Origin of the sequence: Curtobacterium sp. MCBA15_001 (assembly GCF_001864835.1) — a bacterium.
Taxonomy (GTDB): Bacteria; Actinomycetota; Actinomycetes; order Actinomycetales; family Microbacteriaceae; genus Curtobacterium.
The window spans coordinates 28942-54992 of sequence record NZ_MJGI01000009.1; the positions used below are offsets into that span (position 1 = coordinate 28942).

The window sequence follows — 26051 nt, forward strand, 5'->3', positions numbered from 1 at the left end:
CACCGGACCTCCAGTCCGTCGATCTGTCCCTCAGGACAGCAGGATCACTCGGTCGTGGAGACCCAGTCGATCATCAGGGTGCCGGAGTCGCCCCAGTTGCCGGTCTGGAACATGAAGCGGTGCGGCGTGGTGGGCACGTCGTGCGTCACGGTCTGCAGGACCTTGCCGTCGACGCTGTACGTGACGGACTTCCCGGGGACCCAGTTCACCGTGTAGGTGTGCCAGTCGCGCCACGACACGTTCGTGCCGATCTGCTCGCGGTCGGCACCGCGGCCGGGGACCATCGAGTGCTGGAAGCCGGACGGGCTCTCCTCGAAGTTGCCCTCGGGGAAGTCGATCTCGCCGTCGGACCAGTTGTTCGAGGACGGCCACAGCATGAAGGCTGCGCCGTTGCCGTCGCCACCGACGGCCTTGGCGCGGACCGAGAACGTCCCGCCGACGTGACCCCACGCACCGGCGAAGCTGCCGAACGTGCCAGCCGTGCCGGCGCCGCCGAGCGCGACGTTCATCACGCCGTTCGAGACCGAGACGGTCTTGCTCGGGGCGTAGATGCCGGACGTGCCGTCGGGGTAGGGCTGCCACGCCTGGTCGTACAGCGAGGCGACCTGGCCGAGCAGGGCCGGGGCGTTGAAGTCCTCGACGAACGAGGAGCCGGACGGTGCGGCGGTCAGGTCGGCCTGCGCGGTGTCGTCCGTGGGGTCGTCACTCGGCGTGGGGTCCGGGGTCGGGGTGGGTGCCGGGCGGGAGTGGTGCCAGCCACCCCACCAGGGGGCGGCGTTCGCTGCGGTGGGCACACCGATCAGCAGGAGGCTCGCGGCTGCGACCGCGGTGAGCTTGATGCGGCGGTTCATCGGGCGTTCCGTTCAGTGGGGGTCATGGGGACGTCTGAGCGCATGGACGTGCGCGTGCTTCGAGTGGAGATGTCGGGCTCCTCAGGGGGCTCGGGCGCGGGAAGCGACTGGAAGGGGACGCGTCAGGGCGGCGGGATGCCGATGGGGTTTCGGTGACGTGTCCCCCAGACATGATGCCTCATGTGTGCCCTGTTTGGGGGACGCAGCACAAATCGGCAGGTGAACAGCCGTCGGCGGGAACGTTCCCCCGGCGCTGGTGCCCGGCCGCTCGGCGGTCCAGTTCACGCACGGCCGGTCATGCACATTACGCACACCTGGACATCGATCTCCGGCCCGGGTCGTACCGTCGATCGTGCTACTCCGCGGACCCTAGCCGTGGATGCCCGACCCCTGTACCGGGTGGACCTCGTCTGACTCACGTCGACCCGACGGCGTCGTAGCGCAGGGGCGTCCGCGCCGGGCCCGAACCCGCCGCGAACGCCCCTGCACCCTCCGCGCGCGTAGGGTCGCACCGTGCAGACCGAGCCGCGCAACTGGTTCCTCGCCCGCGACGAACGCGGGAACACCGCGACGGGCGTCCATGCCGGCGGGGACGACGGCCCGGCCTGGTCCGAGGGGAACGCCGTCCGTCCGCTCGTGCACGGCGCGCCGTACTTCGAGCGCATCCACGCCGAGCTCACCGCGCTGACGGCCGGCGACCGCGTGTGGTTCACCGACTGGCGCGGTGACCCGGACGAGCGGCTGCTGCCCGACGGCCCCACGATCGGCGACCTGCTGGCCGACTGCGCGCGCGCCGGCGTCGAGGTCCGCGGCCTGATCTGGCGCTCACACGGTGAACGGGTCTCGGCGTCGATCAGCGCACGGTCGAACGAACTGCTCGGGCGGAAGATCAACGACGCCGGCGGCGAGGTCCTGCTCGACCAGCGCGTGCGCGTGTTCGGCTCGCACCACCAGAAGTTCTTCGTGATCCAGCACCGCGACGACCCCGCCCGCGACGTGGCGTTCGTCGGCGGCATCGACCTGTGCCACAGCCGCCGTGACGACGCCGAGCACCACGGCGACCCGCAACCCGTCTCCATCGACCCCCGGTACGGTGACCACCCCGCCTGGCACGACGCGTCGATGGAGCTCCGCGGGCCGGTGGTGGCCGACGTGCTCGAGGTCTTCGCCGAGCGGTGGGACGACCCGCACCCCCTCGACCGCAGCCTGCCCTACCGCATGCTCCTGCAGCGCCTCACCCACATGCCGCGTCACCCCGAACCGCTGCCCGAACGCACTCCCGCGCCGCCGCCGGCCGGCCAGCACGCCGTGCAGCTCCTCCGCACGTACGGGGTCAAGCGCCCGCCGTTCCCGTTCGCACCGCACGGGGAGCGCAGCATCGCCCGCGCGTACGGCAAGGCGTTCCGCCAGGCACGGTCGCTGATCTCGATCGAGGACCAGTACCTCTGGTCGACCGAGGTCGCGACCGGCATCGCCGAGGCCCTCGACCGGAACCCCGACCTCCGCGTCATCGTGCTCGTGCCCCGGTACCCGAACTCGGACGGACCGCTGGGTGGCCCGCCCGCTCGCCTGGGCCAGATCGACGCCATCCGCACACTCCGCCGGACGGCCGGGGACCGCGTGGGCGTCTTCGACCTCGAGCACGAGGACGGTCGGCCCATCTACATCCACGCCAAGGTCTGCGTCGTCGACGACACGTGGTTCACCATCGGGTCGGACAACTTCAACCGGCGCTCGTGGACGTCCGACAGTGAGCTCACCTGCGCGGTCGTCGACCGGTCCGACGGCGACGGATCGCTCGCGAGGGACCTGCGGCTGCAGTTGTGGGCCGAGCACCTGGCGACCACGCCGGACGACCCGCGACTGCTCGGGTCCGGTGCGGAGCTGCTGGCGCTCTGGCGAGCCTCCGCTCGCGCGCTCGACGACTGGCACGAGGACGGGAGGCCCGGTGCACGTCCGCCGGGACGGGTCCGGGCCCACACGCCGGAACCGGTCTCGGCCCTGCAGCGGCTCTGGGCGCGCCCGGCAGCACGGCTCGCGGTCGACCCCGACGGTCGACCGCGACGACTCCGCGGCACGACGGCGTTCTGACCCGGAGTCGGATCATCGTCGGAGCGTCTCGCGCGGGTACTCGCCGAAGCGTGCCGCGTAGGCCGCTGAGAACCGGCCGAGGTGCGCGAAGCCCCACCTGCGGGCGACGTCGGCCACGAGCACGTCGTCATGGCGGGCCGCCGCGAGCTCCTCGTGTGCTCCGTCCAGGCGGACCTCGCGCACGAACGTCGTCGCGCAGACCCGGAAGTCCCGCTGGAAGACGTCCTGCAGTGTCCGCACGCTGACGTCCACGGCCCGGGCGATGTCCGCCACGGCGAGCGGCTCCTGCGCGTGCTCGCGGATGTACTCCACCGCTGCCCGCAGACGGCGGCCGTTGCGGTCCCCACACCCCGGCGAGACCGACTCGGCCTGCAGCGGGTACAGCTCGAGCAGGGCCCGCGCGACGTCGCGCTTTGCCTCGGACCAGGCGAGCGATGCCGGCCCGTCCTGACGCAGGCTGCGGACGGATCCGGCGACGGCCGAGCGCCAGCGGTGGACGGCTGCGGACGTCGGGACGGCGGACCGGTCGAACGACAGCGGCCCGCTGAGGATGTACCGGGCGGAGGCGACGTCGCGCACCAGGTCGTCCGACACGTGCACCAGCCGCTGGTCCCAGTCCTCGTACTCCATCTCGAACCGGCGCTCGATCGGGTACATCACCGGGATGCCCGGTCGCATCCGGACCTCGTCGCCACCGACGTCGACGCGTGCACGACCACGCTCGAGCCACTGCACGACGATCTCGCCCTCGACCGCGACGTCGCCGCGGAGGTACCCGTGCATCTGGGATCGTCGGATGCTCAGCTGGTCGTCCCCGACTCCGACGTAGCGGACCAGTACCGGTCGTCGATGGCGCGGGAGTACCACGCGTTGCCGGCGTACATCCCGGCGAGGGAACGGATGGCGTCGTCGGTGTCCCGACCGGCGACCGCGATCAGGGGTCGGAGTGGGCGTGGCGCCGGACCGTCCTCGGTCGCGAGCACGCCCGAGGGGGCGGTGTCCGGTGGACTGGTGGACATGGTGACTCGCTCTCCGGTGCGGAGTCGACCGCCGCGACGGTGGTCGGCTGCACTCAGTTCTGGCCGAGGCCGGTGACGAGGTTGATGGCGACCGCGATCAGCACGGTGCCGAAGAAGTAGGACAGGAGCGCGTGTGCCAGGGCCTTCCGCCGCGTCGCGGTGGTGACGGGTTCGACCTCGGGCGCCGCGTAGGACATGCCGACGGTGAACGCGAAGTAGGCGAAGTCGCTGTAGGTCGGGCGCGACTCCTGCTTGACGTCGAACCCGCCCTCGCCGTGGTCGACGAAGTACATCCGGGCGTACTTCATGGCGTAGACGGTGTTGACGAGCGCCCAGGCGACGATCGTGCCGAGGACCCCGAGCACGACGGACGCGACGGCCACCGGGTCACCGGGGTCACGGGCCTCACCCAGGGCGACGACCACGGCGACGATGCTCGCCAGGCAGGCCAGGACGATCACGTCGTCGGTGAGTCGCGAACCGGACTCCTCGCGCGCCAGCCGTTCGGTGCCGGCCGGGTCCTGGCGCCAGCACGTCCGCCAGACGTGTCCCAACGCCAGCAGCCCCGCGGTGCACCATCCCGCCAGCGGACCGAGGGACGGCGCCCCCGCCATCACGCACAGGACCCCGACCAGCACGCCGAGCCCCGCGTGCAGCAGGGCCCGGCGTGCCGACAGGACGCGGTCGTTCATGCCATCCGCCGTTCCGGGACCGGATCAGGCAGGCGCCGGCGCGGCGTCGGGGTGCAGGACGACCTTCGTCCACCCGGGGTCACGAGCGTCGAAGTGCTCGTACGCCTCGGGCGCCTGTTCGAGCGGCAGCTCGTGGCTGACGATCCACGACGGGGTGGCACGGCCACCGGCGATGAGGTCCCGCAGCCGTCGGTTGTACCGCTTCACGGGGCACTGTCCGCTCCCGAGGGACTGCCCGCGGAACCAGAACTCGCCGAAGTCGAACGGGACGACGCCCTGCTTCGCGAGTTCCCCCGGACCGCCCGGGTCCTGGGGCACGTAGACGCCGACGACCCCGATGGACCCGGTGAAGCGCACCGAGCGGACCAGCCGGTTCAGCGTCGACTCGGGGTGCTCCTCGCCGTCCGGGTCGTGTGCCTGGTACCCGACGCACTCGCAGCCGTTGTCGGCCCCGAGCCCCATCGTCAGCTCGTTGACGGCCTCGACGGGGTCGACCGCGGAGTCGTCGATCGGGATCGCCCCGATCTCCTCGGCCTTCGCGAGCCGGTCGGGGTGCCGGTCGACGACCATGACCTTGCTCGCGCCCTTGAGCAGGGCCGAGTACGCCGCCATGCAGCCGACCGGTCCGGCGCCGTAGACGACGGTCTGGTCACCCGGTCCGACGTGCGCCAACTCGGTGGCGTGGTACCCGGTCGGGAAGATGTCCGCCAGCATGACGTAGTCCGTCTGCTTCTCCGCGGCGTCCTCGCCGAGTCGCAGGCAGTTGAAGTCCGCCCACGGCACGCGGAGCAGCTCAGCCTGACCACCTGCCCACGGACCCATGTCGGCGAACCCGTAGGCGGCGCCGGCCCACGCCCGCTCGGGCTGCGCGGTCAGGCAGTAGTTCGTCAGACCGCGCTCACAGTTCTTGCAGTGACCACAGGCGACGTTGAACGGCAGGACCACCCAGTCCCCGACGTGCGTCGCGTCGACGCCGTCACCGACCTCGACGACCTGCCCCAGGTTCTCGTGACCGAACCAGCGTCCGGTCTCGAAGTCCGTCCGTCCCTCGTACATGTGCAGGTCGGACCCGCAGATGTTCGTCGTCGTCACACGGACGAGGGCGTCCGTCGGTCGTTCGATGCGGGCGTCCGGGACGTCCTTGACACTGACCCTGCGCGGGCCGTCGTACACCACTGCTCTCATGGTCGTTCCTCCGTCGGTCGTTCGATGCTCAACCTCGGTCTCGTGCCCAGCGGGGTCACGAGCCGGGGCGGAAGACGGCGCGGACGCAGCCGTCCTCCTTGTTCTTGAACATCTCGTAGCCATGCGGTCCCTGGTCGAGCGGGAGCACGTGCGTGGCGAGGTGTTCGGTGCTGATCTCGCCCGCGGCGATGCGGTCGAGGATCATCGGGATGTACCGGTGTCCGTGCTGCTGGGCGCCGCGGACGGTGAGGCCCTTGTTCATGAGGGCGCCGAGCGGGAACTTGTCCACGAGTCCGCCGAACACCCCGAGCGTGAAGAGGCTCCCGCCCTTGCGGCAGGCGTACACGGCCTCGCGCAGCGCCGTCGGCCGGTCCGTCTGCAGCCGGAGCTGCTGCTTGACCTGGTCGTACAGGTACTGCGCTCCGGACCCGTGCGCCTCCATCCCGACGGCTTCGATGCAGACGTCGGGACCGCGGCCACCGGTGCGCTCCTTCAGCTCCACCAGCACGTTCTCAGTGGTCGAGTCGAGGGACTCCGCGCCGATGTGCTCGCGGACCTGCCGCAGCCGCTCGGGCAGGCTGTCGATCACGATCACCTGTTCGGCGCCCAGCAGCATCGCGGCGCGCGCGGCCATCTGCCCGACACCGCCCGCGCCCCACACGGCGACGGTGTCCCCGGGCTCGATGCCGGCCATGTCCGCGCCGGTCCACCCCGTGGGCGCCGCGTCGGACGCGAACAGCGCCGCCGTGTCCGACACCCCGTCGGGCACCGGGAAGGCGCCCTGGTCGGCGTAGGGCACGCGGACGTACTCGGCATGACTGCCCGCGAACCCGCCGAGTGCGTGGCTGTACGCGAAGCACCCGCCGATCGGCGAACCCCACATGGTCTCGGTCAGGCCCGGGTTCGGGTTCCCGTTGTCGCAGAGCGAGGTCAGTCCCCGCTTGCAGTACCAGCACCGTCCGCAGGCGATGAACGAGCAGACGACCACGCGCTCGCCCACGTGACGCTCACGCACCGCCGACCCGACCGCGACGACCTCGCCCATGAACTCGTGTCCCAGGACGTCGCCGGCGCGCATCGTCGGGACGTACCCGCCGAGCAGGTGCAGGTCGGATCCGCAGGTCGTGCTGAGGTGCACCTGCAGGATCACGTCGTGGTCGTTGAGGATGGTCGGGTCGTCGACCGTCTCCACCGAGGTCTCGTTGACCCCGGTCCAGCAGAGCGCCTTCACAGCACACCCCACTCGTTGCTCCGAGCGGTCGCAGCGTCGACGAGCGCTCCGGTCGGCGTCGCAGACCGGCGGCCGTGCGGCGTCGGGTCGACCCGCAGGACCTCGCCGACCTCGATCAGCTGCTTCGCCTCGCGCAGCGCTGCACGGAGCCGACCGCGACGGGCGGTTTCCTGGTCGCGTGTACCGGTCGCGCCGGCCGTGTGTGCACCGTCGGGACGGAACCGTGCACGGAGTTCGGTGCCCTTGTCGCCGGGCGCGAGCCGGGCCTCCAGTTCGACCCCGCCGCCCAGGCGAGCGATGGGAGCCGGGACGCGGCCACCGGGCAGCACGTCGTCCGGAGCGCCGAGGACGGTGACGGCGAGCCACCCGGCACGGGGCGTCCCGCCGAGCCCGTGCCCGGACGGAGACCGGGTTCGACGGCGGACGAGCACGACGGTCGTGGCGGTGGCGGCGAGTGCCGCCGCGACCGCCAGGCGCCGCACCATCAGGACGCTCCGCGCTCGCGAGGGCGCGTCGCTGCGGGTCGGTCCGGACCGGGGTGGATGTCGATGTGCATGGCGGCCTCCCTGAAGGCTTCGATGCGGTCAGCGGGCCGGGACCGGCCCGTACGCCGAGTGTGCGCCGGCCCCGTCGGCGGATCACGCACTTGTCCACGATGCGATGGTGTCGCCCGGCGCAGACGAGCCCGAGCGCGCGCCGGCGGTGCCGCGACACGGCTCCCGTCACGGTTGACTGGACGCATGGCGAACGCGTTGGTCCTCGGGGGCACCGGCTGGCTCGGCCAGCACCTGGTCAGAGCACTCCTGGACGACGGCCACACCGTGTCGTGCCTCGCGCGCGGGACGTCCGGCTCGATCCCCGACGGAGCCCGGCTGGTCCGAGCCGATCGACGAGCGGCAGGTGCGTACGACGACGTGCGCGGCCGCTGGGACCTCGTCGTCGAGCTCTCGTCCGATCCAGCCCTCGTGGCGGGCGCGCTCGATGCCCTCGCCGACGACGTCGCACACTGGACGTTCGTCTCGACGGTGTCGGTCTACGCCGAGGACGACCAGCCGGACGCGGACGAGTCGGCCGCGCTGGTCGAGCCCGCTGACCTGTCGCAGTACGCCGACGCCAAGGTCGCGGCGGAGCAGGCGAGTGTCGCACGGCTCGGCGACCGGCTCCTCGTCGTCCGCCCCGGACTCATCGTCGGTCCCGGTGACCCGAGCGACCGGTTCGGGTACTGGCCGGCGCGGCTCGACCAGTCCGGCCCGGCGCTCGTCCCGACGACGGCCGACCGCTTCGCCCAGGTGATCGACGTCCGCGACCTCGCTTGGTGGATCGCCCGCACGCGGACCGCGGGGACCGTGAACGCCGTCGGCGATCCCGTCCCACTGGCCGAGGTGTTCCGCACCGACGCCGCTGCCACCGGGTTCGACGGCGAGGTGGTCGCGCTGGAGGACGACGTGCTCCTCGCCCACGGCGTGCAGTACTGGGCCGGTCCCAGGTCGTTGCCCCTCTGGCTGCCGCACGCTGCGTCCGGCTTCGCGCGGCGGTCGAACCGAGCGTTCCGCGAGCTCGGCGGCACGACCCGTCCGCTGGCTGCGACCGTCGAGGACGTCCTGGTGGACGAGCGCGCGCGCGGCGTCACCCGAGCACGCCGATCCGGGCTGAGCCGACACGACGAGGCCGCCGTCCTGACCAGCAGGTGAGCCGGAGCGTCGGATCTCGTCGGTGACGGATCCGGTCGTCACCGCACGACGTCCGTGCACCGGATTCGTCATCCCCCAGCACGATGTCGTCCACGCGGGCGCGGGGTTGTTGCGCGGGCCGGCGACATCGCCGCGTCCGCGCCGCAACCGCGCACGTTTCCGCCAGAAAGTGAGCGAATTGCGTCGCGCGCGGCTCATTAGGATTCCGTCAGGACCCGCCACCGGGCCGGGTCCTCCTGCTTCCGCAGCAGCCCAACGACGGGAGGTTCGACATGTCGCAGTTCGTCCACGCCCACACGCAGGACGCCATCGTCGGTGAACCCGAGGTCGTCGAGGACCGCGCGACCGAGCAGGACCGCGCGACCGAGCAGGTCGCCACGCATCCCGCGTGGCTGCGCCTGAAGGACGCCGTCGTGGCGTTCCGTGCGCTGCAGGCGCAGGACGGCTCGGTACCGGACCAGGCGGACCACCGTGCGGCCGCGGAGCACGTCGCCACGATCCTCCCGGCCGTCGCCGAACTGGCACCGCTGTTCCCGCACGATGCCGCGTACCTGGACGCGCTCCAGCGCGACCTCGAACGCTGGCGCGACGCCGGGTTCACCACGCCGGACTTCCTCGACGCACTCAACGCCTTCCAGCCGCAGCAGCACCGCATCGACGGCCTGGGGCACCTGGTCGTCTTCCCGATGTACACGCAGAACGGCAGCTCGAGTCGGCTGCTCGAAGCGGTCCTGGTGGAGACGATCTGGCCCGAGTTCATCGCCGAGCTCGAAGCCGGCGAGTACGGCAACCAGCTGTTCGTGGCGCTGCGGTTCGTCGACTTCACCCCGGGCTACGACACGAACTCGGCGGTGCTGTTCCCCGAGACGGTGGCGATGCGCGAGATCCCGGCGTTCACGTGGGGCGCGATCTTCCAGGACCGCGAGGCCGCCCGCTACCGCACGGTGGTGCGCGCGGCTGCGGCGATCACGAAGCTCGACCTGCCCGAGGACGCTGCCGCGATGCTCGACGACCAGGCCCTGACCGAGCGCGTGTTCGTGATGTGGGACCTCATCCATGACCGCTCGCACATGCGCGGGGACCTGCCGTTCGACCCCTTCATGATCAAGCAGCGAATGCCGTTCTTCCTCTACTCGCTCGAGGAACTGCGCTGCGACCTGACGGCCTTCCGCGAGAGCGTGCGGCTCCAGCGGACGCTGTCGGCGCTGCCCGACGAGGACCTCTCCGAGGCGCAGCGGGACATCCGCGACCACGCCCGTCTGGTGCAGTACGCGGTCATCTTCGACCGGGTGTTCCGCTTCGCGATCACGGGCAGCCGCGTCCGCAACTACGACGGGCTCGGCGGCCAGCTGCTGTTCGCGTGGCTGCACCAGCACGGCGTCCTGCACTGGACGGACACGCAGCTCACGATCGACTGGGACGCGGTCCCGGACGTCGTGATCGCGCTCAGCGACCAGATCAACGAGCTGTACTGGCGGTCGATCGACCGGCCGAAGACGGCGCACTGGCTCGCCGCGCACGCGATGGTGAGCCGGACCCTCACGCCGCACCCGGCCTCCCGGTGGGCGGCCGGCCTGCCGGCCGAGACGCTCGCCGGCGCGCCGAAGGGCTACACGGACGCGGTGCTGGACGACGAGTTCCCGCTGTCGATGTTCTACGAGGCGCTCAACAAGAAGATGGCCGCGGTGATCGCGTCCACGGAGGGGATCACCGGCAGCTCGTCCGTCGAGCCCATCGTGAGCGAAGCAGCGTGACGGAAGCGCAACCGGCGGCTGGGTCCCTGGCCGCCGGTCCGCTGGCCGGTCACGTGGTGGTGGTCGCGGGTGCGACCAGCACCAGCGGCGAGGCCGTCTGCCGCGCCCTGGTCACCGCCGGCGCGTCGGTGGTCGCGGTCGGGACCCGCGCACCCGCCCTGGAGGCCCTGCGCACCGCCGTCCCGGGCGTCACCACGCGCACGTGCGACCTGGCGGACCGCGGTGCGGTCGACACGTTGGCGCGCGACGTGCACGCCGACGCCGGCCGCATCGACGGTCTCGTCCACCTGGTCGGCGGCTGGCGCGGCGGGGGCGGCCTCGCCGGGCAGTCCGACGAAGACTGGGACTTCTTCGACCGGGCGTTCCGGACGCTGCGCAACACCACACGGACGTTCGAGACTGACCTCGTCGCGTCGACTGCCGGTCGGATGGCGTTCGTGTCCTCGACCGCGGTGGACTCCCCCACGGCCGGTGGCGCGAACTACGCCGCTGCCAAGGCCGCCGCGCAGACGTGGGTCCGTGCCGTGGCGCAGGGCCTCCGGAAGCAGGCGCCCGACACCGCCGCAGCGACCGTGTTCGTCGTGGGGTCGCTCGCCGGGCTCGAGGACCGCCTCGGCGACGCGGTCGTCCGGCTCTGGTCCGCCGACCCCGCCGACGTCAACGGCGCGCTCCTCCCCCTCGACCCCTCCCTAGGATGACCACGTGACCCTCCAACTCCACGACCTGGACCTGCGGGGCTTCGCCTCCGACAACTACGCCGGGGTGCACCCCGAGATCCTCGACGCGATCGCCGCCGCCAACCAGGGCCACCAGATCGCGTACGGCGAGGACGTCTACACGGCGCGGCTCAACGAGGTCGTCCGGCAGCACTTCGGCGACCAGGCCGAGGCCTTCCCGGTGTTCAACGGCACCGGCGCGAACGTCGTCGGCCTGCAGTCGATGCTGCCGCGCTGGGGGGCCGTCGTGTGCACCTCGACCGCGCACATCCACACCGACGAGGGCGGCGCCCCCGAGCGTGTCGCCGGCATCAAGCTGCTGACGGTCGACGCCCCCGACGGCAAGCTCACGCCGGACCTCATCGACCAACAGGCGTGGGGTTGGGGTGACGAGCACCGCCCGCAGCCGCTCGTCGTGTCGATCACCCAGACCACCGAGCTCGGAACCGCCTACTCGGTCGACGAGGTCCGCGCGATCGCCGACCACATCCACCCGCTCGGCATGACCCTGCACATGGACGGCGCCCGGATCTCGAACGCCGCCGCCACCCTCGGCGTCCCCCTGCGTGACTTCACGACCGACGCCGGTGTGGACGTGCTGAGCTTCGGCGGGACGAAGAACGGGATGCTCTACGGCGAGGCGATCGTCGTGCTGGACCCCGCCGCGTCCGAGGGGCTGCACTACCTCCGCAAGATGAACATGCAGCTCTCGTCGAAGATGCGGTTCGTGTCGGCGCAGCTCATCGCCCTGCTGACGGACGACCTCTACCTGCGGTCCGCTTCGCACGCCAACGCCATGGCGCAGCGACTCCGCGGGGCGCTCGAGGCCGGGATCGCGGACGGCAGCATCCAGGGCGTCGGGTTCAGCCAGGACACCCAGGCGAACGGGGTCTTCGCGACGCTGCCCGCCGGCGTGGCCGATCGGCTGCGCGAGCACTTCCGCTTCTACGACTGGGACGCCGCGCGCAACGAGGTGCGGTGGATGTGCTCGTTCGACACGTCCGAGGCCGACATCGACGCCTTCGTCGCGGCGCTGGCGCGGGAGCTCGTCGCGGTCTGATCCGCAACGTACCCGTGGTTGATCACTCGGACGATGGGGGCTGACCCAGGCCTGCCGAGTTGTCGACGAGCGCTCCGCTGACGTGCTCGCGAACGAACCACGCCGCCGCCGCGGTCGGAGTGGTCGCCTCGAAGATCCCGATCTCATCCTCTTGGGCCGCTCGAGCGGGAAGCACCGCCAGATCTCCGTGTCCCAGACCGAGAATCACCTCGACACCGCGATCTCGGACGGCGCATGCGGCACTATGCAGGGCCACTCGGTCTTCCTCGCTCACGTTCGTGTCGACGCGCTCTTCTCCGTAGAGACCTCCTCCACGATGACAGAGCACGACGTCCGTTGGTGCAAGGAGATTGGTATCTCGGGCAAGGTCGAGAAGCGTTCGTGTGAACGACTGGAGCGGAGCAGTGGTGTCGGTCCACCCGGTCTGCATTCGAGAAACGATCACCCGCCCTTCAGCCTGATCAAGAATCCGGTCGACCTCGCTCCTTGTGACCCCGCGCTTCGTGGTCACGACGAGAACACCGATCGGATCTGCTGCGAGGTCCACGGCACCCCAGTCGTCGGGGTTCCGGTGCGCCCAGTCAGTTGACGCTGACCGCGATCCAACCCGCGCTGCCACGACGCCAGCAACCCGTCCCAAACGACTCGGATCGTTCGACAGCCGGCGCGCCCATTGCTCCGTTGTCGCCGTTGACCACACGATGAGATCGTCCGAGAAATGCGGCTCCCAATTCCTGTCGTTCCCGAGTCGAAAACGAAGCCGACGGAGCACGATTGCTCGTTTAGGGTCGTTGGCGACCTCCTTCGAGTCGAGGAGGCGATGAAGATGCAAGTTAGTGGAGTGTGCTGGCTCGTACTTCCGACCGTGCCAACTGTCGGGCAGCATCACCGCTTCGACCTGGACGATCGGTGCCATCGCGCCGTCCATGACGTTCGTGAGCGCCGACGCGACCATCTCTTCGTGATCCGAGACGGTCTTCATTGCAGCCACCGAGTAGAACCCGAGTCGCACGCTCAGTTTGCCGCGGTTCTTGATGTGATCGGCCTCCGCGGTCAACCGGTGTCCGAGCGGCTCAGCTTCCAGGAGCGCCTCGGCTACCCGACGGTCGAGGGGGCCAACATTGGTGACTGTCAGCCGCATCGCAGCCTCCACGACTGCGCTCGCTATCGAACGATGGTTCTGGACACTGTGACTCGGATCGTGCACGTCGTCCAATCTCCCACACGCGGGGCCCATCGAGCCTCGATTTTTCGGGCCAGTCCACGACTCTGACGGGCCGCACGATCTTGTGTGGTCATGAGCACCTCGACCCAGCGGAATACTCCCCGAGGACCTCGACACCACACTCCTGGCCCGCACGCTGACGGTCGAGATCAACGAGACGCTCCACGACTTCGCGCGTGCGCCACTCGCTGGGTGGTGTCGTCTGCGCGATGCCGTCCGGGGGTTCCGCATGGACCGGATCACCGACCTCGAGATCCTGGACGAGGTCCCCGAGCCCCGCGATCCAGCGGTGTGGGAAGCGGACCTGGCGCGCTGGCCGACGCGCCGTTTGGGCTGACCCGGCACGCCGGACCGGTCACCAGGCGCTGGGCGCGTAGTCCTTCAGGAAGACGCCGAACAGGTCCTCGCCGGCCTCACCCCGGACGATCGGGTCGTAGACCCGGGCAGCGCCGTCGACCAGGTCGAGCGGGGCGTGGAAGCCCTCCTCGGCGAGCCGGACCTTCGTCGCGTGCGGCCGCTCGTCGGTGATCCAGCCGGTGTCGACGCTGGTCATCAGGATGCGGTCGGTCTCGAACACCTCGTGGGCACTCGTCCGCGTGAGCATGTTGACCGCGGCCTTGGCCATGTTCGTGTGCGGGTGGCCCGGGCCCTTGTACGCGCGGCCGAAGACCCCTTCCATGGCGCTGACGTTCACCACGTACGTCCGCCGAGCAGCACTCGCCGCCATCGCTGGTCGGAGTTTCGAGATGAGGATGAACGGTGCGGTGGTGTTCGCCAGCTGGACTTCGAGCATCTCGAGCGGGTCGACCTCGTCCACCCGCTGCGTCCACGAGTTCTCGTCGTGCAGGTCGGGCACCAGACCGCCGGCGTCGATGGCGGTCCCGGCGGCGTGCCGAGCGAGCGAACTCGACCCCGGGGCGAGCGCCTGCTCGGTGAGTTCGTCCGCTCGGGCTGCGGCCGCCGCCAGGATCGGGTGTGCGGAGACCGATCGCTCGAGCGCCTGGGGGTGCTGGTCGTTGGTGTGCCCGAACGTCACCAGCTCCGGCAGCGGTCCGTCCGGCAGCGGTGCGAGCTCGGCATCGACCAGGGGCTGGTACGCGCCGGTCGACCGTCGCACGGTCTGCGTCGCGTTGTTGATCAGGATGTCGAGGGGACCGGCGGCCGCCACGTCCTCGGCGAGACCGATCACCTGGGCGGGGTCGCGCAGGTCGATGCCCACGATCTTGAGCCGCGGCATCCACTCCGCGGCGTCGGGCAGGCTCGCGAACCGGCGCACGGCGTCGCGAGGGAAGCGCGTCGTGATCGTCGTGTGCGCACCATCGCGCAGCAGCCGGAGCGCGATGTACATGCCGATCTTCGCGCGGCCGCCCGTGAGCAGCGCCCGCTTGCCCGTCAGGTCTGTCCGGGCATCGCGCTTGGCGTGGCTCAGCGCCGAGCACCGGGGGCAGAGCTGGTGGTAGAACGCGTCGACCAACGTGTAGTGCTGCTTGCACATGTAGCACGGACGGGACTTCAGCAGCGTGCCCGCCGTGGCGCTCTCGGTCGATGCGCTGATCGGGACGCCCCGGGTCTCGTCGTCGATGCGGTCGGCGGCACCGGTCGCGGTGGCGGCGATCACGCGGCGGTCCGCCTCGGCGATGACCGCCCGCTTCTCGAGCCGGTGCGCCCGCTTGACGGCCTTGAACATCTTCGCCGTCGCCTGCCGCACGCTGATGAAGTCCGGGTGCGTCTCGTCGATCGACGGCAGCTGTTCGAGGACCCGGAGCGCGACACGCAGGTCGTCGGGGTCGATGCCGCTGGGGTCGGAGCGCTCGGAGATCACACGAGATCCTACGGCGGACAGCGCACTGCCCGCGTTCGTCACGCTCACGCCGACGGCGGCTGGTCAGGGCAGGATCGCGTCCACGTACCCGCCGTCGGCACGGAGGGCGCCGCCCGTCGTGGCCGATGCCAGCGGCGACGCCAGGTACGTCACCATGTGCGCGACCTCCTCGGGTTCCAGCAGGCGCTCGACGAGCGACTGGGGACGGTGCTGGCGCATGAACTCGCGCTGCGCGTCGTCCCAGGGCAGCTCGTCCCCGACCATCTCGGCGACGAAGTCCTCGACACCGCCGGTGTGGGTCGGGCCCGCGAGCACCGTGTTGACCGTGACGCCCGACCCCTTCACCGCCTTCGCGAAGCCCCGGGACACCGCCAGCAGCGCGGTCTTCGTCATCCCGTAGTGGATCATCTCCGCCGGCGTCACGACCGCGGAGTCGCTCGCGATCGAGATCACCCGCCCCCACCGGTCCTCGGTCATGCGCGGCAGGTACGCCCGCATCAGCCGGACGGCTGCCAGCACGTTCACCTCGAAGTACCGGCGCCACTCGTCGTCGCTGATCGTGAACGGGTCCTCGCTGCCGAAGATGCCGAGGTTGTTGACCAGGACGTCGACGCGTGGGAAGCGGTCGAGCACGAGTTCGGCGCCGTCCGCCGTGGCCACGTCGGCCGCGACGCCCTGCACGTCGACCCCGGGCACGGCGTCGCGGACCGCGTCCACGGCGCGCGCGACGGTCTCCTCGCTGCGCCCGTTGACGATGACGGCGGCCCCGGCGCGTGCCAGGTCGATCGCGATCGCGAGGCCGATGCCCTGCGTGGAGCCGGTGACGAGTGCGGTGCGGGCGTTCAGATCGAGCGTGGTCATGCCCTGCACGGTAGACGGCTGACGGCCCAGACGCACCGGACGGGAGGCGCGGTGGCAGCTGGCACCGCGCCTCCCGTCAGTCTGGTGAGCGCGCTCACCGCCGGCCGACCGGCATCAGGCGTGCTCGCCTGCCAGACCGACCTCGTGCGCCTCGGCGTGGACGCCGGTGGAGAGCCGCCGAGCGACCACCGCGGCGACGACCGCCACCAGGAAGGGCACGGCGTCGATCGCCGTCGAGAGCGTGGCCGTCACCGAGAACGGCAGCCCGGCCGCGAACACGCTGTTCGACAACGGGAAGACCAGGGCCGACGCGACGACCGGCAGCAGCAGCAACGACCAGGTCCAGCCCGGACGGCGCTGCGCGATGAGCCAGCCCGCGAGCCACACCGCGGCGATCACCCCGAGGACCATCGCGGCGGGCAGCGGAGCAGCGGACGTGCTGGTGATGAGCGTCCACCACAGGGCGGTGACGGCGAGGACCACCACGGCACCGGTCCCGCGACGCCGCAACGACGCCTCGGGCACCAGCATGACGCTCGCCGCCACGGCCAGCCCCGGCACGACCACGACGGCCAACGAGACCAGGAGGAAGGTGGGGACGGTGCTGGCGAACCCGTCGTAGCGCTGGATGAGTCCGAGCCCCACGCCACCCGCCAGGAAGGACGCGACGGCCAGGGCGATGAGCACCGGGATCGTCGGGATCGCGTGCGGTGTGCTGCGGACGGAGCCGGGCATCGTGGTCAAGGTGTTCCCCCAGGTGGATCGGTGACCGGCGCGTCGGTGGAAGAGCGCCGTGGTGAGTGCGCCGAACGCCAGGGCGGTCGGCGACAGGTCGAGTTCCCGCGCGTCGCGGACGTCGGCGAGCCACTGCTCGCGGCGGACGGAACGGTGGGCGGACGGCGACACGGCGACGGCGGCCGAGACGAGTGCACGATCGAGGGCACTCACGAGGCCACCGGCTTGTGCGTCGGGCGGGCGGCTCCGGCTGCGCGGGCCGCGGACCGTGCGGCGTCGGCGCGGGCCGTGACGAGCTCGCGAGCTGCCACGGCACCCTCGGCAGTGAACTCGTGGAGCCGCCGACGCGGGCCGGAGCGGTCAGTGTCCTCGTCCCACGAGGACACCGTCCACCCCTGGCGCTCGAGGCGCTCGAGGATCGGGTACACGGTGCCGGCCGGTCGCCCGGTGGCCTTGATGACGAGCAGCCCCCACGTCGGTCCGTCGCTCTGCAGCAGGGCTTCGAGCACGTCGAGCGTGGGGGCGGTCACGCGTCTGATCGGATCCATGCGCTGAACCTACCTATGTAGAACAAGCAGCGCAAGACCCGATCGCGATCAGCCCTTGGCCTCGTTGTACGACGCGATCTGCGACTTCGCCTGCTGCTCGGCATCCCGCATGGTGGACGCCACGTCCGCCCCCTCGACCACCTTGTTGAACGCGCCGATGACGGTCGCGCGGACGGTCGGGAACGCCCCGGTGATGCACCCGGCCGTCGCGGTGCTGGCGGGGTCGGCGGCGAGCTGCCGGTACATCGTCGCCACGTTCGGGTCCGCGAGCGTCGCCGTGCCGACCGTGGTGTCCGCGGCGCCGGTGTTGATCGCGAGGTAGCCCGTCGCCTTCGCCCATGCCGCCTGCGCGTCGGCGGTGGTGAGGAACGCCGCGAACTCGTACGCCGCCCGCTGCTCGGCAGTCGAGTGCCCCTTCCCGGAGATCCAGAGCGCGTTGCCGCCGATGACCTCCCCCGCGTCCTTCGACGACGACGTGGTGGGGAACGTCGCCACGACGGACTTCGTGCGGTCCGGGTCGACCGTCGTGTACGAGCCCGACGAGGTGAGCAGCAGCCCCACCTTGTCGCTCGCGAACGCCGAGTTCTGCGCGGCGGAGTCGGTGCCCGGGTTGAGCGCCGAGCCGTCCCGGTACAGCCCCTGCAGCGTCTTCATGAACGCCACCTGCGTGCTCGACGTCAGCGAGACCCCGGTGACCTCCTTGCCCTTGCGGCCGTTGTCCGGTGTGCAGAACGCCTTCCCACCGGCGGCGGAGAGCTCCTCGAGCATCCAGGAGTCGGCCATGTTCATGCTCATGCCGTAGGCGCCGGTGGTCTGGTGGATCTTCTCGGCCCAGGTCGCGACGTCAGCGAGCGTGGTGGGCGGCTTCGACACGTCGAGTCCGGCCTGCGCGACGAGTTGCTTGTTCAGGTAGAGCACCGGGGTCGACACCGAGAACGGCATCGCTTCGAGCCCGTCGGCACCGCTGTAGTAGTTCTTGGCGGCGGGCGCGATGTCGGCGAGGTCGAAGCCCTTGTCCGCCTTGGTGAACGTCGACGCGGGGACCGTCTGCCCGGAGTCGACCATGAAGCCGGTCGACACGTCGTTCATCATGAGCAGGTCGGGCGTGGACCCGGACTGGACCGCCGCGGTGTACTTCGTCTGGATGTCCGCGTAGGCGCCCTGGAACGAGGCCTTCACGGTCACGCCGTCCGTGTTCTGGGCGTTGAACTGCGCGACGAGCGCGTCGAGCTCGGTCGCGGCGGGGCCCGACATGGCGTGCCAGAAGTCGATCGTGACGGGGCCGGACGAGGCGGAGCCCGAGGACGACGCGGCGCCCGAGGCAGAGCACCCGGCGAGGACGACGAGCGTGGCAGCGCCGGCGGCGATCGCGGCGAGGGTGGTGGACCGACGAGGGGTCATGGTGGGTTCTTCCTGTGTGGGGGTGGGAGGCGGTGGGTCGGAGGGTGGCGCTACTTGAGGGCGCCCGCGGTGAGGCCGCCGGCGAGGAACCGCTGGGCGAGCAGCACCAGGACGAGGACCGGCAGGGTGACCATCGCGGCGCCGGCGAGGACGACCCCGACGTCGGTGGCCTCCGCGCTCGAGAGCTGCGCGATGCCGACCTGCACGGTGCGGTGCTCGGGCGAGTTCGTGACGAGCAGCGGCCAGAAGAAGCCGTTCCACGCCGCCGTCGCGCTGACGAGGGTCACGGACACCAGGGTCGGCCGGGTGATCGGCAGCAGCATCGACCGGATGAACCGGAAGTGCCCGGCGCCGTCCAGCACCGCGGCCTCGCGGAGTTCCTCGGGGAAGCTCAGGAACGCCTGGCGGAACAGGAAGATCGTGAGCGCCGAGGCGACGAACGGCAGGAACACGACGAGCAGCGTGTCGATGAGGTGCCACGACGCAACCGTCAGGTAGTTCGCGATCAGGGTCGTCTCGCCGGGGATCATCATGCTCGCCAGCAGGACGAGGAAGATCGCCCGGGTGCCCCGGAGCCGACAGAACACGAGCGCGTACGCGGTCATGATGCCGATGACCACCTGCAGCACGGTCTGGGCGAGCGTGACGACCACGCTGTTGAGGAACTGCTGCCCGAGCGGGACGACCTGCGTCGCGCGGATGACGTTGTCGAGCGTCAGGTGGATCGGCACCAGACCTGCGAGCCCCTCGTTGAGGTACCGGGTCGGGGTGAGGGCGCCCTCGAACACGTAGTAGAGCGGGAAGCACACGACGACCACGGCGACGACGAGCCACAGGTAGACCAGGGTGCTCCGGACCCGCCGGACGGTGACGGGGCGCATCAGTAGTTCACCCGCTTCTCGAGGACGCCGAACTGCACGAGCGACAACCCGAGCACCAGCAGGAACAGCACGACCCCGAGCGCGGCGGCGAGGCCGAAGTTCGCGCTCGCCGACCCGAAGGCCTGCTGGTAGATCGCGTAGACGAGCGTCCGCGACGAGTTCGCCGGACCGCCCCCGGTGAGGATCTGGATCTGGCCGAAGGTCGTCAGCGCCTCGACGGTCCCGGTCACCACGACGAAGAACAGCGTCGGCGTGACGAGCGGCAACGAGATCGACCAGAAGGTCCGGCCGGGTCCGGCGCCGTCCAGGTGCGCCGCCTCGACGACCTCCTGGTCGATGGCGCCGAACGCGCCGAGCAGCAGCAGCACGGTGAAGCCGAGGGAGCCCCACACGGTGACGACGATGACGCTGAACAGCGCCCAGTGCGTGTTCGTCAGCCAGGGGATCGACTCCCCACCGAAGCGCTTGACGACGGTGTCGACCAGGCCGGTCCCCGGCGCGAGCATCGCGGCGAAGGCGACGGACCCGGCAGACACGGAGACGACCATCGGCGACGTCAGGAACGCCCGGAAGACCGGCATCCCGCGCAGCTTCACCGTGAGCGGCACGACGACCAGCAGCCCGAGCACGACCCGCCCGACGACCACCCCGGCACAGAACATCGCCGTGTTCAGCATCGTCTGCCCGAAGCCCGGGTCGGTGAAGGTCCGGACGTAGTTGCGGAGCCCGACCGACCCGGACGGTTGCCCGAAGATGTCGGTCCCCTGCGTGCTGAGCAGCAGGACACGACCGAGCGGGTAGAACACGAACACCGCGAACACGACCAGGGCGGGGACGAGCAGCGCGATGCCGACGCGTCGGTCGGACCGCAGCCAGGACCGGGTGGTGCGGACCGGACGCGCAGGGCCGGCGCGGAGGGCGGGCCGGGCGGAGACCGTCATGAGGAAGCGACCTTCGGGTAGGGAACGTTCCCGATCCGGGAACGAGTACGACTCTGCGGGCCGCCCCGGGAACCGGTCAAGCGGGGTCGACGAGCCGCCGCCGACCGTTCACGCCGCGTTCAACGCTGGTGCCCGGACGCCGTCGCCGTTCACCGAACGCGGCTGCGAGTTCACCCCGGAGTCCCCCGCCGTACCGGGGCCGTTCCGCGTCCAGCACGCGTCCGCCCCGTAGACCGGGAGCATGACCACTCCCCCGACCGGAGGACCGACGTCCACGGACCTCCGCGCGGCTGCCGAGGCCGCCGCCCGTGCCGTCGCCCCCGCACTGCTCGACGTCTTCCGCTCCGACATGACCGTGTCGCTCAAGCGGGACGCGCACGACGTCGTCACCGAGCACGACCGCGCCGCCGAACAGACGATCACAACGTCCCTCACCACGGCGTTCCCCGGGTCCGTCGTGCTCGGCGAGGAGGGCGGCAGCACCGGCGACGCCCGACTCCGCTGGATCGTGGACCCGATCGACGGCACCGCGAACTTCGCCCGCGGGCTGGCCTACTGGTGCGTGTCGATCGCGGCCGAGCTCGACGGCGAGGTCGTCGCCGGCGTCGTGTACGACCCGGTGGCCGACCACGTGTTCGCCGCGGACGACGACGGCGCCTGGCTGGACGGCGTCCCGATGCGATCGGCGTCCGCGCCCGACGCCGGGTCCACGATCCTGACGAGCTTCCCCGTGCAGCAGGACGTCGACCTGCTCGGCGACGCGGCGTTCGACCTGCTCCGCGACCTCACCGCGCGGTACCGGCACCACCACAGCATGGGCAGCGGCGCGCTCAACCTGGTCCACGTGGCCGCGGGCTGGTCCGACGTCACGATGGGCTTCGCGACGCACCCGTGGGACGTCGCCGCGGGCGCCCTGGTGCTCGAACGGGCCGGCGGGTGGTTCCGGGGCTTCCGGCACGGCGAACCCGTCGACCGGGCGCACCTGGCCGAGGACTACGTCGCCGGCGGCGCGGGCAACCCGCACGACCACCTGGTCGGTCGGGTCCGCGAGCTCTCAGCGACCATCGACCCCCGAGCGATCGGCTGAGCCGAGGGGCCAGCGCGCCCACCCCGGCTGCGCGCCGCGCCCGTCGCTACCGGACGAGCGCCCGCCCCGCGCTCGAGCCCCGCGGCTCGAGCCGGGTCGGGAGCACCTCGTGCCGCTCGACGCGGCGACCACGCAACCGCTCCACGACGAGCTCGACGACGCGGGCGCCCATCCGACGGCGCGGCTGGTCGACGCTCGTCAGGTCCAGACGGGAGGCCAGGGCCGTGTCGTCGAAGCCGGTCACCGCCGCCATCCCCGGCAGTCGGATGCCCACCGCGCGCGCCGTCGACACCAACCGGGCCGCCGTGGCGTCGTTGGTCGCGACGAACGCGGTCACCCCGTCACCGAGGTGGCGGGCGATGCGCGTCGGGTCCGCGACGATCGCGTCCACGTCGTCCGAGCGCAAGTCACCGGGCGAGCAGAGCCACCCCGCCGCTGCCGCGTACGCCCGCGCGCGTCGTGTCGTCGAGGGGTGACCGCTCTCCGTCACGAAGCAGGTCCGGACGTGGCCGAGCGACGCCAGGTGCACCAGCAGCTCGTGCATCCCGGCCGCTTCCTCCGAGCGCACCGTGTCGGTCCCGAGCCCGCGCAGGACGTCCCCGCTCGACCCGAGCACCGCGACCGGCAGGTCCACCGCGACCGCGGCGAGCCCCGTCGGGGCCAGCCGGCTGCTCAGGACCGCGACCCCGAGGACACCGTCTGCCGACCCACGGGACGCGTGCAGGGCCTCCAGGCCGGACCGCAACCGGTCTCCGTCACGGAACCCGTCCACCACCCGGAGCTGGAAGCCGAGCGTCTCGGCGGTGGCGCGCGCACTCGCGAGCACGTCGGCGTGGAACGGGTTCGCGGCCTCGGTGACGAGCGCGCCGATCACGAGCGGTCCCCCGGCCGCACGCCGGCGGGCGAGCGCGCCGACGGGCAGCCCGACGACGTCGGCGACCCGCACGGCTTCGGCACGGCGCTCCGGCGACACACCGTCGTCACCGCGGAGGGCGAGCGACACCAGCGAGCGGGACATGCCGGTCCGACCGGCGACGTCCTGCAGCGTCGCGGTCACGCCAGCTTCCAGGTGCGGACGTGCTCCCAGGTCATCGTCGTCCACCAGCGGCCGGACCAGTCCGGGCTCGCGGTGCGGTACATCACGACGGTGTCGCCGCGGAACCCCTCGGGGACGGCGACGTCGAGCGCTCGGATGTACTCGCCGACCTCGTCGTGCAGGTCCGGGCGGCCGTACAGGTCGTGCGACGCCAGGGATAGGTGCGCCCGGTAGTGCTCGGGGTCGTAGTCGTTGCCGAGCGGCGACCCCATCGGACGGCGGAACGGCGCGACCGCGGCGTCGACGTCGGCAGCGAGCCGGACGAAGTCCTCGTTGAGCGCGCCGTCGGGCCGTGTCGCGACGTCGTACACGTACCCGATGCCCTGCTCGCGGACCCCGGCGTTCCGGACGTCGAACCCGGGACGCCCGGCGAGCAGTGCCGTGACCGTGTCCACCACCGCGTCCTCGTCGTGGCCGAACGGCTGGCTGCCGACGAGCGTCGCGTGCGGCGGGAAGACGCCGGCGGACACGATGCCGTACTGCGCGCGGAGCTGGTCCGTGATCGTCGTCACCGCGTGGCAGGTGCGGGCGTCGGGGCGCAGGTAGATGCCGTAGCGGTACGGGTCGCTGTCGTCACGGGGCAGCTTGGCGGCGGTGTCGAGCCGGGGGGCAGGAGCGAGCTGGGTCATGGGTGGTCCGTTCGTCGGTGTAGGGAACGTTCCCCATCCTGACCGGGAACGTTCCCGAACGCACGGCAACGGATGCCGAACCGGTGGTGAACTCCCGGTGTCAGCGCCGAGCAGCGGTGCGCCCGACGACGAGCTCGCCGTCGATCGCGGTGTGCGTCGCCCCGGACGAGCGCCCGTCGATCTGGTCGACGACGTCGTCCACCGAGAGCGCCCCGATGACCCCGAGGGGCTGCCGCCACGACGTGATGCCGAACAGCTCCGTCGCGAACGGTGCGACGGCGTCGTAGCCGGTGACCGAGAAGTCCCCCGGCGCGCTGAGCCCCCGTCGGCGCATCGCCTCGAGCACGCCGACCGCCCAGTGGTCACTCGGGGCCATGATCGCCGTGACGCCCCCGAGCGACACGACCCGGTCGACGAACGAGTCGAGGTCACGCGGGTCCGCACCGTGGTCCTCGGACCGGATGCGGGCGACGTCGACCCCCCGGGAGCGCAGGCGCCGGACCATCGCGTCCGTCCGCGCCGACTGGGTGAGCGACCCCGACGGCGACACCGTCAGGACGGCGACCCGCTCGTGTCCGAGGTCTGCGACGTGGTCCGCGAGCCCGCGCCCGCCGCCTCGCTCATCGCAGTAGACGCTGCTCACGGCGTCGTCCCGCTCGGGCCGTCCGGCGACGACGGTGGGGATGCGCCGCGCGAACGGCAGGACGTCCTCGACGGGCAGCGCGCCGCTGCACACGATGAGGCCCTCGACCCGGAGCGAGACCAGCGTCTCGAGGGCGCGTCGTTCCTCGGCGATCGGGAACGAGCCCGCTCCGGTCGCCGTCACCACCCGGTAGCCACGGGCAGCCGCCTGCAGCTGGAACGCGGTGAGCAGGTGGCCGTAGAACGGGGTCGAGGCGTCGCGGACGAACACCCCGAGCGTGTGGGTGCGGTGCGCGGACATGCCCCGGGCGTTCGCGTTCGCGACGTAGCCCAGGTCGATCGCTGCGCGCTTCACCCGGGCCGTCGTCGCCGGGGCCACCCCGTACGCCCCGGCCAGTGCCCGCGACACCACCGACTTCGACACACCCGCGCGCGCGGCCACGTCGTGGATCGTGGGGAGAGCTCCGGACTGCACGGTCCTCACGCTAGTGGCCGCGGGGAGCGAGCAGTGGTGAACACTTCGCCTGGCGGCGAGACGGACAGGAGGCGCGCTGCCAGCCGGTGGGGCGCCTCCTGTCCGTCACGTGGTCAGGTGACGGGCGCGCGGCGGACGTGCACCAGCAGGGCCGGCACGACGGCGACGACCGCGCCGGTCAGCCACAGGAACGGCGACGCCGACAGCCCGCCGCCCGGCGATCCGATGTTCCGCGAGATGCTCCATGACGAGGAGCTCGCTTCACTCCGCCTGGAGCTCGTGTCGTCGGACGACTGGCAGGGCGCCGCGCTCGAGGACGAGGACCTCGTCGAGCTGAACAGCGTCACGTCCGCTGGCGCATCCTGACGATCACCACGGGTCGTCGTGGAACGCGACGAAGCGGCGTGTGCTCGCTCGCTCGTCGCAGCGGACTGCGACCGGTACGTTCACGAGCCCGCGCTCCCGCGACGGAACGCGTACCGCCGCACGCGGAGTGCGCCGTGCTGTTCAATCGACTCGAGCGTCGCACCGCAGCGTTCGAGCGTCGCGATCGATCCCGGGTTGTCGTCCAGGCAGAACGCCACCACCGGATCGATCCCAGCGGCTGCAGCGTGACGCACCACCTCGCTGAGCGCCCAGGACGCGACCCCGCGTCCGCGAGCGGAGGGCCGGACGCCGTACCCGATGTGTCCGGAGCGCCGCACGCGCTCGTCGTCGCCAGAGCGAAGGGCGATCCCGCCGAGGACCCGCCCGTCCTCGACGATCCACCACCGCGCCACCGGATCGTCCTGGATCCGTCCGATCCACGACCGGAATCCGTCGAGCGTGTCCACGACGTCGTCCGCGCCGATGCCGAAGCCGTCTTCGTGGAGCCCAGCACCCCACTCGCGGTGTGCCTCGTTCCAGGCCTCGAACAGCTCCACACGCGGTTGCACCAACTCGAACACGATCCATCTTCCCGATGCGCCAGGAAGAAGCATCGCGCTGCGCGGGCGGACGTGTCGGTAGGCTCCTGCGTCCTGCAGTGGTCCACGGATCGACCGTTGGTCTGGGGGGCCGCAGCGCTTCCACGTCGGCGACGCGCGCCGGACTTCATGACGACCATCGCTGTACTCGTGGTCGGGCTCGCTGCGGACGTCGGCGTCGTCTGGCTGGCCATGTCCTGGTCCGCGGTCATGGGCGAGGTCTACCTCTGGGCACCGTCGATGCTCGTCCTGGTGCAGTTCGGCCTGTGGTCGGCAGCCGCGGTCGCCTGCGTCCTCATGTGGCGACGCGGACGGAGTGGGCTGTGAGTCGCTCTCGCAGCAGGCATCGTGGCGACGCTCTTCTTCTGGGTGTCGATGTTCGAGCTCGTCGCGGCACTCCCGTGCCCGTCGTTCTGCTGACGACGCGACTGGATCGCGGACGGGAGGCGCGGT

General features: G+C 71.3%; 28 protein-coding genes. 9 read left to right on the forward strand and 19 right to left on the reverse strand.

Translation table 11 applies throughout. The features are described from left to right. Nucleotides 1-44: 44 nt before the first annotated feature. On the reverse strand, nt 45-851 hold the full coding sequence (locus BIU90_RS04885; RefSeq protein WP_071299118.1) for a glycoside hydrolase family 16 protein: 807 nt from the start codon (nt 849-851) through the stop codon (nt 45-47). A 513-nt stretch (nt 852-1364) separates the two neighbouring features. Here BIU90_RS04885 and BIU90_RS04890 point away from each other — a divergent pair. Next, nucleotides 1365-2942 (forward strand): phospholipase D-like domain-containing protein, encoded by a 1578-nt coding sequence (locus BIU90_RS04890; RefSeq protein WP_071299119.1) that lies wholly within the window; start codon nt 1365-1367, stop codon nt 2940-2942. 12 nt (nt 2943-2954) lie between these two features. Here BIU90_RS04890 and BIU90_RS04895 read toward each other — a convergent pair whose 3' ends face one another. The 6 genes from BIU90_RS04895 to BIU90_RS04920 are packed head-to-tail and all read right to left on the reverse strand — an operon-like array spanning nt 2955 to nt 7554. Beyond that, nucleotides 2955-3725 (reverse strand): AraC family transcriptional regulator, encoded by a 771-nt coding sequence (locus BIU90_RS04895; protein ID WP_071299120.1) that lies wholly within the window; start codon nt 3723-3725, stop codon nt 2955-2957. A gap of 17 nt (nt 3726-3742) precedes the next feature. After that, on the reverse strand, nt 3743-3961 hold the full coding sequence (locus BIU90_RS04900; RefSeq protein WP_071299121.1) for a hypothetical protein: 219 nt from the start codon (nt 3959-3961) through the stop codon (nt 3743-3745). 53 nt (nt 3962-4014) lie between these two features. Then, nucleotides 4015-4653 (reverse strand): DUF1345 domain-containing protein, encoded by a 639-nt coding sequence (locus BIU90_RS04905; RefSeq protein ID WP_071299122.1) that lies wholly within the window; start codon nt 4651-4653, stop codon nt 4015-4017. Nucleotides 4654-4677: 24 nt separating this feature from the next. Further along, nucleotides 4678-5838 carry a glutathione-independent formaldehyde dehydrogenase gene (locus BIU90_RS04910; protein ID WP_071299123.1) on the reverse strand — a complete coding sequence of 387 codons (1161 nt, stop codon included), beginning with the start codon at nt 5836-5838 and terminating at the stop codon, nt 4678-4680. Nucleotides 5839-5893: 55 nt separating this feature from the next. Beyond that, nucleotides 5894-7030 carry a zinc-dependent alcohol dehydrogenase gene (locus tag BIU90_RS04915; protein WP_254786949.1) on the reverse strand — a complete coding sequence of 379 codons (1137 nt, stop codon included), beginning with the start codon at nt 7028-7030 and terminating at the stop codon, nt 5894-5896. Nucleotides 7031-7065: 35 nt separating this feature from the next. Then, nucleotides 7066-7554, reverse strand: coding sequence for a hypothetical protein (locus BIU90_RS04920; protein ID WP_071299125.1), 489 nt, complete (start codon nt 7552-7554; stop codon nt 7066-7068). Nucleotides 7555-7809: 255 nt separating this feature from the next. Here BIU90_RS04920 and BIU90_RS04925 point away from each other — a divergent pair, with 255 nt between their 5' ends. The 4 genes from BIU90_RS04925 (at nt 7810) to BIU90_RS04940 (ending at nt 12290) form a co-directional block, all read left to right on the forward strand. Next, on the forward strand, nt 7810-8760 hold the full coding sequence (locus BIU90_RS04925) for an NAD-dependent epimerase/dehydratase family protein (protein ID WP_071299126.1): 951 nt from the start codon (nt 7810-7812) through the stop codon (nt 8758-8760). Between the two features lie 272 nt (nt 8761-9032). Further along, nucleotides 9033-10514 (forward strand): DUF6421 family protein, encoded by a 1482-nt coding sequence (locus BIU90_RS04930; protein ID WP_071299127.1) that lies wholly within the window; start codon nt 9033-9035, stop codon nt 10512-10514. Continuing rightward, nucleotides 10511-11212 (forward strand): SDR family NAD(P)-dependent oxidoreductase, encoded by a 702-nt coding sequence (locus tag BIU90_RS04935; RefSeq protein WP_071299128.1) that lies wholly within the window; start codon nt 10511-10513, stop codon nt 11210-11212. The genes BIU90_RS04930 and BIU90_RS04935 overlap by 4 nt, the downstream gene beginning before the upstream one ends. 4 nt (nt 11213-11216) lie before the next feature. Then, entirely contained in the window at nt 11217-12290 is a 1074-nt protein-coding gene (locus tag BIU90_RS04940) for a low specificity L-threonine aldolase (protein WP_071299129.1), read from the forward strand. Nucleotides 12291-12312: 22 nt separating this feature from the next. Here the strand turns inward: BIU90_RS04940 and BIU90_RS18195 are convergent, their stop codons facing one another. Continuing rightward, the gene (locus tag BIU90_RS18195) at nt 12313-13431 is read right to left on the reverse strand and encodes a hypothetical protein (protein ID WP_139195113.1); all 1119 of its coding nucleotides are present in this window, start codon (nt 13429-13431) and stop codon (nt 12313-12315) included. Nucleotides 13432-13663: 232 nt separating this feature from the next. Here BIU90_RS18195 and BIU90_RS19145 point away from each other — a divergent pair, with 232 nt between their 5' ends. Further along, complete coding sequence (locus BIU90_RS19145) at nt 13664-13852, forward strand: WYL domain-containing protein (RefSeq protein ID WP_302847387.1); 189 nt, start codon at nt 13664-13666, stop codon at nt 13850-13852. Nucleotides 13853-13870: 18 nt separating this feature from the next. Here the strand turns inward: BIU90_RS19145 and BIU90_RS04945 are convergent, their stop codons facing one another. The 7 genes from BIU90_RS04945 to BIU90_RS04975 form a co-directional block, all read right to left on the reverse strand. Then, entirely contained in the window at nt 13871-15337 is a 1467-nt protein-coding gene (locus tag BIU90_RS04945; protein ID WP_071299130.1) for an SDR family NAD(P)-dependent oxidoreductase, read from the reverse strand. A gap of 63 nt (nt 15338-15400) precedes the next feature. After that, entirely contained in the window at nt 15401-16198 is a 798-nt protein-coding gene (locus tag BIU90_RS04950) for an SDR family NAD(P)-dependent oxidoreductase (protein ID WP_071299131.1), read from the reverse strand. A 114-nt stretch (nt 16199-16312) separates the two neighbouring features. Further along, nucleotides 16313-17146 carry a hypothetical protein gene (locus tag BIU90_RS04955; RefSeq protein WP_071299132.1) on the reverse strand — a complete coding sequence of 278 codons (834 nt, stop codon included), beginning with the start codon at nt 17144-17146 and terminating at the stop codon, nt 16313-16315. Further along, complete coding sequence (locus BIU90_RS04960; protein WP_071299133.1) at nt 17143-17481, reverse strand: PadR family transcriptional regulator; 339 nt, start codon at nt 17479-17481, stop codon at nt 17143-17145. Before BIU90_RS04960 ends, BIU90_RS04955 begins: the two co-directional genes overlap by 4 nt. Nucleotides 17482-17529: 48 nt before the next feature. After that, entirely contained in the window at nt 17530-18882 is a 1353-nt protein-coding gene (locus tag BIU90_RS04965; RefSeq protein ID WP_071299134.1) for an extracellular solute-binding protein, read from the reverse strand. 50 nt (nt 18883-18932) lie between these two features. Next, complete coding sequence (locus tag BIU90_RS04970; protein ID WP_071299135.1) at nt 18933-19763, reverse strand: carbohydrate ABC transporter permease; 831 nt, start codon at nt 19761-19763, stop codon at nt 18933-18935. Then, nucleotides 19763-20704: a carbohydrate ABC transporter permease gene (locus BIU90_RS04975; protein WP_071299136.1), complete on the reverse strand. Its 942-nt coding sequence runs from the start codon at nt 20702-20704 to the stop codon at nt 19763-19765. Before BIU90_RS04975 ends, BIU90_RS04970 begins: the two co-directional genes overlap by 1 nt. A gap of 241 nt (nt 20705-20945) precedes the next feature. Here BIU90_RS04975 and BIU90_RS04980 point away from each other — a divergent pair, with 241 nt between their 5' ends. Beyond that, nucleotides 20946-21791, forward strand: coding sequence for an inositol monophosphatase (locus tag BIU90_RS04980; protein ID WP_071299137.1), 846 nt, complete (start codon nt 20946-20948; stop codon nt 21789-21791). Nucleotides 21792-21837: 46 nt separating this feature from the next. Here BIU90_RS04980 and BIU90_RS04985 read toward each other — a convergent pair whose 3' ends face one another. From BIU90_RS04985 to BIU90_RS04995, 3 genes are all read right to left on the reverse strand, one after another. Further along, the gene (locus tag BIU90_RS04985) at nt 21838-22848 is read right to left on the reverse strand and encodes a LacI family DNA-binding transcriptional regulator (RefSeq protein WP_083403712.1); all 1011 of its coding nucleotides are present in this window, start codon (nt 22846-22848) and stop codon (nt 21838-21840) included. Further along, nucleotides 22845-23516 carry a heme utilization protein gene (locus BIU90_RS04990; protein ID WP_071299138.1) on the reverse strand — a complete coding sequence of 224 codons (672 nt, stop codon included), beginning with the start codon at nt 23514-23516 and terminating at the stop codon, nt 22845-22847. The genes BIU90_RS04985 and BIU90_RS04990 overlap by 4 nt, the downstream gene beginning before the upstream one ends. 100 nt (nt 23517-23616) lie before the next feature. Beyond that, nucleotides 23617-24633, reverse strand: a complete 1017-nt coding sequence (locus tag BIU90_RS04995) for a LacI family DNA-binding transcriptional regulator (RefSeq protein ID WP_071299139.1) — start codon at nt 24631-24633, stop codon at nt 23617-23619. 237 nt (nt 24634-24870) lie between these two features. On the opposite strand from BIU90_RS04995, the gene BIU90_RS19150 reads away from it, so the two are divergent. Further along, nucleotides 24871-24999 carry a hypothetical protein gene (locus tag BIU90_RS19150; RefSeq protein WP_302847386.1) on the forward strand — a complete coding sequence of 43 codons (129 nt, stop codon included), beginning with the start codon at nt 24871-24873 and terminating at the stop codon, nt 24997-24999. 80 nt (nt 25000-25079) lie between these two features. Here the strand turns inward: BIU90_RS19150 and BIU90_RS05005 are convergent, their stop codons facing one another. Then, the gene (locus tag BIU90_RS05005) at nt 25080-25580 is read right to left on the reverse strand and encodes a GNAT family N-acetyltransferase (RefSeq protein ID WP_071299141.1); all 501 of its coding nucleotides are present in this window, start codon (nt 25578-25580) and stop codon (nt 25080-25082) included. Between the two features lie 147 nt (nt 25581-25727). Between BIU90_RS05005 and BIU90_RS05010 the strand changes: the two genes are divergently transcribed. Then, nucleotides 25728-25925 carry a hypothetical protein gene (locus BIU90_RS05010; protein ID WP_071299142.1) on the forward strand — a complete coding sequence of 66 codons (198 nt, stop codon included), beginning with the start codon at nt 25728-25730 and terminating at the stop codon, nt 25923-25925. The last annotated feature ends 126 nt before the right edge of the window (nt 25926-26051 follow it).